This window comes from Streptomyces sp. ID05-39B (assembly GCF_033794725.1).
GTDB classification, from domain to species: Bacteria; Actinomycetota; Actinomycetes; order Streptomycetales; family Streptomycetaceae; genus Streptomyces; species Streptomyces bobili.
On sequence record NZ_JARGEF010000282.1, the window covers coordinates 1 to 9,631 of the forward strand.

The 9,631-nt window shown below is 72.9% G+C and carries 9 protein-coding genes; 3 read left to right on the top strand and 6 right to left on the bottom strand.

Annotated features, from left to right (window positions below):
• The 3 genes from P1P75_RS35985 to P1P75_RS35995 all read right to left on the bottom strand — a co-directional run.
• A partial coding sequence (locus P1P75_RS35985; RefSeq protein ID WP_319263416.1) for a biotin/lipoyl-containing protein occupies positions 1 to 674 on the bottom strand: 674 nt, incomplete at its 3' end.
• Positions 675 to 733: 59 nt separating this feature from the next.
• Positions 734 to 2,122, bottom strand: a complete 1,389-nt coding sequence (lpdA, locus tag P1P75_RS35990) for a dihydrolipoyl dehydrogenase (RefSeq protein ID WP_150470614.1) — start codon at positions 2,120 to 2,122, stop codon at positions 734 to 736.
• A gap of 273 nt (positions 2,123 to 2,395) precedes the next feature.
• Positions 2,396 to 3,922, bottom strand: coding sequence for a leucyl aminopeptidase (locus P1P75_RS35995; protein ID WP_319263418.1), 1,527 nt, complete (start codon positions 3,920 to 3,922; stop codon positions 2,396 to 2,398).
• Positions 3,923 to 4,253: 331 nt separating this feature from the next.
• Here P1P75_RS35995 and P1P75_RS36000 point away from each other — a divergent pair, with 331 nt between their 5' ends.
• Positions 4,254 to 5,048: an endo alpha-1,4 polygalactosaminidase gene (locus tag P1P75_RS36000; RefSeq protein WP_319263420.1), complete on the top strand. Its 795-nt coding sequence runs from the start codon at positions 4,254 to 4,256 to the stop codon at positions 5,046 to 5,048.
• Between the two features lie 6 nt (positions 5,049 to 5,054).
• On the opposite strand, the gene P1P75_RS36005 is transcribed toward P1P75_RS36000, so the two are convergent.
• Positions 5,055 to 5,852, bottom strand: a complete 798-nt coding sequence (locus P1P75_RS36005; RefSeq protein ID WP_319263422.1) for an adenosylcobinamide-GDP ribazoletransferase — start codon at positions 5,850 to 5,852, stop codon at positions 5,055 to 5,057.
• Positions 5,853 to 5,913: 61 nt separating this feature from the next.
• On the opposite strand from P1P75_RS36005, the gene P1P75_RS36010 reads away from it, so the two are divergent.
• Positions 5,914 to 6,678, top strand: coding sequence for a hypothetical protein (locus tag P1P75_RS36010; RefSeq protein WP_319263423.1), 765 nt, complete (start codon positions 5,914 to 5,916; stop codon positions 6,676 to 6,678).
• 466 nt (positions 6,679 to 7,144) lie between these two features.
• Here the strand turns inward: P1P75_RS36010 and cobT are convergent, their stop codons facing one another.
• The gene (cobT, locus tag P1P75_RS36015) at positions 7,145 to 8,236 is read right to left on the bottom strand and encodes a nicotinate-nucleotide--dimethylbenzimidazole phosphoribosyltransferase (protein WP_319263424.1); all 1,092 of its coding nucleotides are present in this window, start codon (positions 8,234 to 8,236) and stop codon (positions 7,145 to 7,147) included.
• A 148-nt stretch (positions 8,237 to 8,384) separates the two neighbouring features.
• On the opposite strand from cobT, the gene P1P75_RS36020 reads away from it, so the two are divergent.
• On the top strand, positions 8,385 to 9,341 hold the full coding sequence (locus P1P75_RS36020; protein ID WP_319263426.1) for a class I SAM-dependent methyltransferase: 957 nt from the start codon (positions 8,385 to 8,387) through the stop codon (positions 9,339 to 9,341).
• A 128-nt stretch (positions 9,342 to 9,469) separates the two neighbouring features.
• Here the strand turns inward: P1P75_RS36020 and P1P75_RS36025 are convergent.
• The coding region (locus tag P1P75_RS36025) for a bifunctional adenosylcobinamide kinase/adenosylcobinamide-phosphate guanylyltransferase (protein ID WP_319263428.1) at positions 9,470 to 9,631 on the bottom strand (162 nt) is incomplete at its 5' end.

Genomic DNA, 9,631 nt, shown 5'->3' on the forward strand with positions numbered 1-9,631 from the left:
GCGGGGGCGGGCGCCGGGGCAGCCGCCGGGGCAGCGGCCGGAGCCGCACCCGGAGCGCCGATGACGGCCAGCTTGGCGCCGACCTCGGCGGTCTCGTCCTCACCGACCGTGATCTCCAGCAGCACACCGGAGGTGGGCGCCGGGATCTCGGTGTCGACCTTGTCCGTGGAGACCTCGAGCAGCGGCTCGTCGGCCTCGACGGAGTCGCCGACCGACTTCAGCCAGCGGGTGACGGTGCCCTCGGTGACGGACTCGCCGAGCGCGGGCAGGACGACGTCCGTGCCCTCGGCGGAGCCGCCGCCGGAGGCGGCCTCGGCGGTGGGAGCGGGGGCCGGGGCCGCCTGCTCGGTGGAGGGCTGGGCGGCCGCGGCCGGCTCGGGAGCCGGCGGGGCGACCTCCTCGGCGGCCGGCGCCGGAGCGGCGGCAGGCGCACCGGTGCCGTCGTCGATGACGGCCAGCTCGGCGCCGACCTCGACGGTCTCGTCCTCGGCGACCTTGATGGACGCCAGGATGCCGGCGGCGGGCGAGGGGATCTCGGTGTCGACCTTGTCGGTCGACACCTCGAGCAGCGGCTCGTCGGCTTCGACGCGCTCACCCTCGGCCTTCAGCCAGCGGGTGACAGTGCCCTCGGTGACGCTCTCGCCGAGCGCCGGAAGGGTTACGGAAACCGGCATGGTTTCTGTTGCTCCTTACGAATTGCGGAAGTCTGGATCGTCGCTTCGTCGACCGAGGGTCAGTCGTGCGAGTGGAGCGGCTTGCCGGCCAGGGCCAGGTGGGCCTCGCCGAGCGCCTCGCTCTGCGTCGGGTGGGCGTGGATGAGCTGCGCGACCTCGGCCGGCAGGGCCTCCCAGTTGTAGATCAGCTGGGCTTCGCCGACCTGCTCGCCCATGCGGTCGCCGACCATGTGGACGCCGACCACGGCACCGTCCTTCACCTGGACGAGCTTGATCTCGCCCGAGGTGCCCAGGATCTTGCTCTTGCCGTTGCCCGCCAGGTTGTACTTCAGAGCGACGACCTTGTCCGCGCCGTAGATCTCCTTGGCCTTGGCCTCGGTGATGCCCACGGAGGCGACCTCGGGGTGGCAGTACGTCACCCGCGGGACACCGTCGTAGTCGATCGGGACGGTCTTCAGACCGGCCAGACGCTCCGCCACCAGGATGCCCTCGGCGAAGCCGACGTGCGCGAGCTGGAGCGTCGGGACGAGGTCGCCGACGGCGGAGATGGTGGGGACGTTCGTCCGCATGTACTCGTCGACCAGGACATAGCCGCGGTCCATCGCGACGCCCTGCTCCTCGTAGCCCAGACCGGCGGAGACGGGCCCGCGGCCCACCGCGACCAGCAGCAGCTCGGCCTCGAACTCCTTGCCGTCGGCCAGGGTGACCTTGACGCCGTCGGCGGTGTACTCGGCCTTCGAGAAGAAGGTGCCCAGGTTGAACTTGATGCCGCGCTTGCGGAACGCGCGCTCAAGAAGCTTGGAGGAGTTCTCGTCCTCGAGGGGCGCGAGGTGCTTGAGGCCCTCGACGATCGTGATGTCCGTACCGAAGGACTTCCACGCGGAGGCGAACTCGACGCCGATGACACCGCCGCCGAGGACGATCGCCGACTTCGGCACCCGGTCCAGGACGAGGGCGTGGTCGGAGGAGATGATGCGGTTGCCGTCGATCTCCAGACCCGGCAGCGACTTCGGCACGGAGCCGGTCGCCAGGAGCACGTGGCGGCCCTGGACGCGCTGACCGTTCACGTCGACGGAGGTGGGGGAGGAGAGCCGGCCCTCACCCTCGATGTACGTCACCTTGCGGGAGGCGACGAGACCCTGGAGCCCCTTGTACAGGCCGGAGATCACGCCGTCCTTGTACTTGTGGACCCCGGCGATGTCGATGCCCTCGAAGGTGGCCTTGACGCCGAACTGCTCGCTCTCGCGGGCCTGGTCGGCGATCTCACCCGCGTGGAGCAGAGCCTTGGTGGGGATGCAACCCCGGTGCAGGCAGGTGCCGCCGACCTTGTCCTTCTCGATCAGGGCGACGTCCAGGCCCAGCTGGGCCCCGCGCAGGGCCGCGGCGTAACCGCCACTACCACCGCCGAGGATCACTAGGTCGAAAACGGTGCTGGCGTCGTTCGCCACGTCACGTCCTCCATGCATGTGCGCCGTACGCCGGTCTCCAGTGACCGGGCGGCGGCTGGTGTCCGGCCGCTCTTTCTTTCGGCCCTGTGGTGGGGGCCCTGTCCTGCCGAGGCCCATCTTCGCACCTGCGGGAGCCGAACGAGACGCCGGGCTGCGGTGTGAGACACCCCACGTGCATGCGCCCGGGGTGCGGGGCGTGCCGATCTGCGGCTCCGCCGCGTGACCGCGGCGGGCCGAGTGATCAGTCGCACAGTCCCCGCACCCGAAAAGCGACTAGCCGAGATCGCCCTCGGCGGTCAGCTCGGCCAGCCGGACCAGCGTCCGCACAGCCGTACCCGTGCCGCCCTTGGGCGTGTACCCGAACGGCCCGCCCTCGTTGAACGCCGGCCCCGCGATGTCCAGGTGCGCCCAGGTGATGCCCTCGCCCACGAACTCCCGCAGGAAGAGACCGGCGACGAGACCGCCGCCCATCCGCTCGCCCATGTTCGCGATGTCGGCGATCGGCGAGTCCATGCCCTTGCGCAGGTGGTCCGGGAGCGGCATCGGCCAGGCCGGCTCGCCGACCTCCTCGGCCGCCTCGTGCAGCGCGGAGCGGAACGCGTCGTCGTTCGCCATGATCCCGAACGTCCGGTTGCCCAGCGCCAGCATCATCGCGCCGGTCAGGGTCGCCACGTCCACGATGGCGTCCGGCTTCTCCTGGGAGGCGGCCCACAGCGCGTCGGCGAGGACCAGCCGGCCCTCGGCGTCGGTGTTGAGGACCTCGACCGTCTTGCCGCTGAACATGCGCAGCACGTCACCCGGGCGGGTGGCGGAGCCGGACGGCATGTTCTCGGCGAGCGCCAGCCAGCCGGTGACGTTGACGTCCAGGCCGAGACGCGCGACGGCGACCACGGCGGCGAAGACCGCCGCCGCACCGCTCATGTCGCACTTCATCGTCTCGTTGTGCCCGGCCGGCTTGAGCGAGATGCCGCCCGAGTCGTAGGTGATGCCCTTGCCGACGAAGGCCAGGTGCTTCTTCGCCTTGGACGAGGTGTACGACAGCTTCACCAGGCGGGGGCCCGCCGCGGAACCGGCGCCGACGCCGAGGATGCCGCCGTAGCCGCCCTTGGTGAGGGCCTTCTCGTCGAGGATCTGCACCTTGATGCCGTGTTCCTTGGCCGCGGTCTGGGCGACGGCGGCGAAGGCCTCGGGGTCGAGGTCGTTCGGCGGGGTGTTGATGAGGTCCCGGGCGCGGTTGAGTTCCTCGGTGACGGCGGCGGCGCGGGCGAGGGCCGCCTTGTGGGCGGCGTCGCGCGGCTTGCCGCCGAGCAGGGTGGCCTCGGCGAGCGGGCTCTTGCCCTTCTTCGCCTTGGCGTCCTTGTCCTGCTCCTTGTAGGCGTCGAAGGAGTAGGCGCCGAGCGCGACGCCCTCGGCGACCGCGCCGAGGTCGGCGGCGTCCGTCAGGGGCAGGGCGAACGCGGCCTTCTTGGAACCGGCGAGGGCGCGGGCGGCCACACCGGCGGCGCGGCGCAGCGCCTCGGCGTCGTAGGAGGCGTCCTTCTCGGGCTCCGAGCCCAGCCCCACCGCCAGCACGAGAGGCGTCTTGAAGCCGGCCGGGGCCGGCAGCTTCGTCACCTCGCCCTCGGCGCCGGCGGCACCGAGGGTTTCCAGGACGCCGGCGAGCCGGCCGTCGTAGGCCTTGTCCACGGCCTCGGCGCCAGGCGCTACGACGGGGCCGTTGGCGCCCTTGGCGACACCGATCACGATCGCGTCGGCCCGGAGGCCGGGCGCCGCGGCGGTGCTGAGAGTGAGAGCAGTCACGGTGGTGATTTCTCGCTTCCGATGTGGAGTTGCTGTGGCCGATGTGTGGGTCGACCGGGCCCGACAGCCGACCCTAGGTCTGGACTGAGGGTGCGGTCGTACCGGGGTCGGCCTCACCGGCGCGGCGTACCGGCGCGGCAACCCCGCAACGAGCGTACGCGTGCGTGAGCGTTCGCTCATGCACGGGAGCGTTCACCTGTCGGTGGCGTCGTGGCCACCCCCAGATCCTCGCATTCGACGTGCGGGGCACACCTCTCGGGTGCGGTCGGCCGCGGTGCCTCGCGGCGGGAGATCATGGGGGAGCCGCCGTCGCCGATCCTGGAGCCCGTCCGTGAGACGCCCGATCCTGCTGTCCGTCCTCCTGTTGCTGCTCGCGGGCTGCCAGTCGTCCCCCGCGGCCGTGCCGGACGACGGCCCGGCCGTGGGGGACCGCTGGCAGCCGCGCCCCGGCATCGGATGGCAGTGGCAGTTGAGAGGGCGTCTGGACACCTCCGTCGACGTGCCGGTGTACGACATCGACGGCTTCGACCAGGGCGAGGCGGCCGTCGCCGGACTGCACGAGGACGGCCGCAAGGTCATCTGCTATCTGTCCACCGGCGCCTGGGAGGACTGGCGTCCGGACGCGGACGAGTTCCCGGAGTCGGTCCTGGGCGAGGGCAACGGCTGGGACGGCGAGCGCTGGCTGGACATCCGCCGCACCGACGTCCTCGAACCCCTGATGGCGGCCCGCGTCGACATGTGCCGCGACAAGGGCTTCGACGCCGTCGAGCCGGACAACATGGACGGCTACCGCAACAGGACCGGCTTCCCCCTCACGGCCGCCGACCAGCTCCGCTACAACCGGCTGATCGCCCAACTCGCCCACGACCGGGGCCTGTCCGTCGGTTTGAAGAACGACCTCGACCAGATCCCCGAACTCGTCGGCGACTTCGACTTCGCGGTCAACGAACAGTGCGCCCAGTACGGCGAATGCGAGGCGACGACTCCGTTCGTCGAGGCGGGCAAGGCCGTCTTCCACGTCGAGTACGAACTCCCCGCCAGCCGCTTCTGCGCCGACTCCCGCCGCCTGAAGCTGAGTTCCCTGCGCAAGACGTACGAACTCACGGCGTGGCGCGAGGCCTGCTGACACGCCCTAGCCCAGGCAGAGCACGACCAGTGCCGTGGTGGCAGCCGTCTCCGCCAGGCCCCCGAACACGTCCCCGGTGACCCCGCCGAAGCGGCGCGTGCAGTGCCGCAGGAGGAGTTCGGCGGCGGCGAGGGCGAGCGCGACGGCGACAGGCGTGCGAAGGGCGTCGTACGGGCCGAGGAGGGCGCCCCAGGCGGCCGCGGCGGCGAGGCAGCCGGCCGCCACGGCGAGTGCCCCGCCCACCGGGACCACCCCGGCGACCGCCGCGCCGAGTCCCTCCGGCCGGGCGGCCGGGACCCCGGTGCGGGCGGCCAGCGTGAGGGCCAGCCGGGCGGCGACGGCCGAGATGACGGCCGCGAGGGCACCGCGGGCCCACGAGGCGTCGTAGAGCTGGGCCAGCGCCGCCACCTGGGCGAGCAGGACGAGGACGAGGGCGAGCACCCCGAAGGGCCCGATGTCCGACTGCTTCATGATCCGCAGGGCGTCGTCGGCGGGCTTGCCGCTGCCCAGCCCGTCCGCGGTGTCCGCCAGCCCGTCGAGATGCAGACCACGGGTGAGTACGGCGGGTACGGCGGCGGAGGCGACGGCGGCGAGCAGCGGGCCCGCGCCCAGGAACAGCAGCACCAGTCCGAGCCCGGCCGCGCAGCCGCCGACCGCCAGCCCGGCCAGCGGGGCGCCGAGCATGCCCCCGCGCGCGGCCTCACGGTCCCAGCGGGTCACCCGGACCGGGAGCACGGTGAGCGTGCCGAAGGCGAAGCGGAGGCCGTCGAGGGGGGAGCGCGGGGAGGGCGGGGTCGTGGACACCGGCGCAGGTTACCCGGCGGTCGGACAGGCGGGTCCGGCAGCTCGGGACGAAAATGCGCATATGGGAGATTGGTGGCAGCGGAACATCGTCGAGCCGGGGAAACTCCCGCTGCTCATCGCTCTGACCGCCTTCGTGCTGACCTTTCTGATCACCCGGGTCATCACCCGTCTCATCCGCGCGGGGAAGGGCCCCTTCGGCAACATCAGCGCGGGCGGGGTGCACATCCACCACGTCGTCCCCGGCGTCGTCCTCACCGTCGTCGGCGGGTTCGGCGCGGTGGCGAGCGGCCGGCACGGTTTCGGCGCCGCCGCCTGCGCGGTGGTCTTCGGCATCGGCGCCGGCCTGCTGCTGGACGAGTTCGCGCTGGTCCTGCACCTGGACGACGTGTACTGGACGGAGGCCGGCCGCAAGAGCGTGGAGGCCGTCGTACTGACGGCGGCCCTCGTCGGCCTGGTCCTGGTCGGCTTCGTGCCGTTCGGCGTCAACGACCTCAGCGAGGAGGAGCTCCAGGACCGGGGCAGTGTGATCTCCACCGTGTTGGTCAACTTCCTGATCGCCCTGGCCGTGCTGAGCAAGGGCAAGATCAAGCTGGCGATCTTCGGCGTGATCATCCCGTTCGTGGCCCTGTTCGGCCTCCTCCGGGTGGCCCGCCCCGACTCCCCGTGGGCCCGCCGCTTGTACCGCAGACGCCCCCGCGCCCGCGCCAAGGCCGTGCTGCGGGCCTACCACCACGACCGACGCTGGGCGGGTCCCCGGCGGGTGCTCGGCGACTGGCTGGGCGGCAAGACCGACGCCGAGCTGACCCAGGCCGCCGACCACCGCTGACGGTGGTCGCGCGGGCGGCCGCTACTTCGTACCCGGAGCCCCCGGAGCCCCCGGAGCCTCGGTGGACTCCCTCTCGGCAGGTCCCGCGGCCCCGGCCTCGGCCCCGGTCTTGGCCGCAGCCCCGGTCCCGGTCTCGGCTTCGGACTTGGTCCCGGCCCGGCTTCGGCTTCGGCCTCGGTCTCGGTCTCGGGTCCCGGCTTCGGCTTCGGCTTCGGCTTCGGCTTCGGTCTCGGCCTCGGACTTGGTCCCGGCCCGGCTTCGGCCTCGGTCTCGGGTCCCGGCTTCGGCTTCGGCTTCGGTCTCGGCCTCGGCCTCGGACTTGGTCCCGGCCCGGCTTCGGCTTCGGTCTCGGTCTCGGTCTCGGTCTCGGCCTCGGACTTGGTCTAGGCCCCGGCTTGGTCTCGGCCTTGGTCTAGGCCCCGGCCCCGGTCTCGGCCCCGGCCTTGGTCTAGGCCCCGGCCCCGGTCTAGGCCCCGGTCTCGGCCTCGGCTCCGGTCTCGGCCTCCGGCTCCTGCGGCTTTTCGGGCAGTTCGGCGGCCAGGGCGGCGGCGGCCTGCACCAGCGGCAGCGCCAGCAGCGCACCCGCGCCCTCGCCCACGGTCACGCCCTGGTCCAGCAGCGGCTCCAGCGCCATCCGGTCCAGCGCCTTGGCCTGGCCCGGCTCCCCGCTGCGCTGTCCGGCCAGCCACCAGTCCGGCGCCCGGAACGCGATCCGCTGCCCGACGAGCGCGCACGACGCCGCCACGACGCCGTCCAGCACCACCGGCAGCTTCCGTACGGCGCACTGCAGCAGGAAGCCCGTCATCGCCGCGAAGTCCGCGCCGCCCACGGTCGCCAGCAACTGCAACTGGTCCCCGAGCACCGGCCGCGCCCGCCGCAACGCGTCCCGGATCGCGGCGCACTTGCGCATCCACGCCAGGTCGTCGATCGCCTCGCCGCCCCGCCCGGTCACCACGGACGCGTCGGTCCCGCACAAGGCGGCCACCAGCACCCCCGCCACCGTCGTCCCGCCCACGCTGACATCGCCGAGCACGACCAGATCCGTACCGGAGTCGGCCTCCTCGTCCGCCACCGCGACCCCCGCGCGGAAAGCCGCCTCGGCCTCCTGCGCGGTCAGCGCGTCCTCGACGTCGATACGGCCACTGCCGCGCCGCACCCGGTGCCGTACGACGTCCTCGGGGAACGCGTCCGGCTCGCAGTCCAGCGACATGTCCACGATCCGCACGGCGACGCCGAGCCGGCGGGCGAGCACGGACACCGGCCGGCCACCCTCCAGAACCTCCCGCACCAGCTCCGCCGCGCTGCCCGCGGGCCGCGCCGAGACGTCCAGCGCGGCGATCCCGTGGTCGCCGGCGAACAGGACCACCCGCGGCCGTGCGACCGGCCGCACGGGCACCGAACCCTGCGCCGCCGCCAGCCATTCACCCAGGTCGTCGAGGCGGCCCAGCGATCCTGGCGGCACGACCTGACGTTCCCGGCGCGCCTCCGCGTCGCGGCGCACCCCGCCGTCGGGGCGCTCGATCAGATCGGTGAAGTCGTCGAGATTCAGCGAGCTCATTCGCCGAACAGTACCGGCACCGATCGGACGCTCCGGCGCCACATCCGCACCACACCCCCACGACGTCATTGCACCCGACATCGGTATCCCATACGTTCCGTTTTGCTGCGAATTGCCGCATACGTCGACGTTCTCCACGGAGCCGCTCATGCCCCCCAGGCCCATCCACGAGCCGCGCCGCGACAACTGCCCCTGGTGCGGCTCGAAACGCCTGCGCAACCGCTTGCGCGCACCCGACCTCCTCCACCACCGGCCGGGCACCTTCGCCGTCGACGAATGCCGGGACTGCGCCCACGCCTTCCAGAACCCGCGACTGACCGCGGAGGGGCTCGCCCTCTACCACCGCCCCCCGGCCAGGAACCTGCCCGGCCCCTCCGCCGAACGCGTCCTGGCCACGCGCACCCGCCGGCGCCGGCTCCTCTCCACCGCCCGCGCGATGCTGCCCTACCCCGAGCCCGAGAGCTGGCTGGACGTCGGCACCGGACACGCGCTGTTCCCCGAGGCGGCCAGGGAGGTCTTCACCTACACCTCCTTCGACGGCCTCGACGCCACCCCGCGGGTCGTCCGGGCCCAGGAGGCCGGCCGCGTCGAGGAGGCCCACCAGGGGCAGCTCACCCACCCCGCGACCAGCGCACGGCTGCGTGCCCGCTACGACGTCGTCAGCATGCTCGGCCATGTGGAGCACACCCTCGACCCGCGCGCGGAACTCCGTGCCGCCCTCGTCGCACTGCGGCCCGGCGGGCATCTGCTCCTCGAACTCCCCGACCCGCGCAGCGCGTTCGCCGCCCTGCTCGGCAAATGGTGGGTGGCCCACGGCCAGCCGCGCCACCTCCACCTGATCCCGCTGCCCAACCTCCGCGCCGAACTGGAGTCCCAGGGCTGCACGATCCTCAGGGCCGACCGCAGCGGGGCCCATGTCCCGCACGACCTGGGGGCGGCCCTCGCGCTGTCCCTCTCCCGGTCGGTCCCCTCCCCTCGTACGGCCCTCCTGCGAGCCACCGCCCCTCTGGTCACCGCGGCCACGGTCCTGGACCACGGCCTGGCCCCCCTCCTGCGCCACACCCGCTTCTCGAACACGTACCGGGTGATCGCCCGCAAGCCCTGACCACCGGGGAGGAGAGGCGCGGGCCGATCCGAGCACCCCCTGAGGGCACCGCACCCAGACCCCCGGGCCTATGCCCACCCGCTCCCCGCCACGCGACCCACCCCAGCCGCCGGCCGCCGCACGGCACCTCACCCCCGCAGCACCACCGCCTGACCCGCCACCACCAGCAGAACCTCCTCGCACTCGCCCGCGACCGCCGCGTTCAGCCGCCCCAGCTCGTCCCGGTACCGCCGCCCCGACGCCGTGGCCGGCACGATCCCCGACCCGACCTCGTTGGACACCAGCACCAC

Coding starts and splice junctions, on each gene's coding strand:
- cobT (WP_319263424.1), bottom strand. CDS start 8,236: ATGAGCTCGCTGAATCTCGACGACTTCACCGATCTGATCGAGCGCCCC.
- P1P75_RS36010 (WP_319263423.1), top strand. CDS start 5,914: ATGGGAGATTGGTGGCAGCGGAACATCGTCGAGCCGGGGAAACTCCCG.
- P1P75_RS36020 (WP_319263426.1), top strand. CDS start 8,385: ATGCCCCCCAGGCCCATCCACGAGCCGCGCCGCGACAACTGCCCCTGG.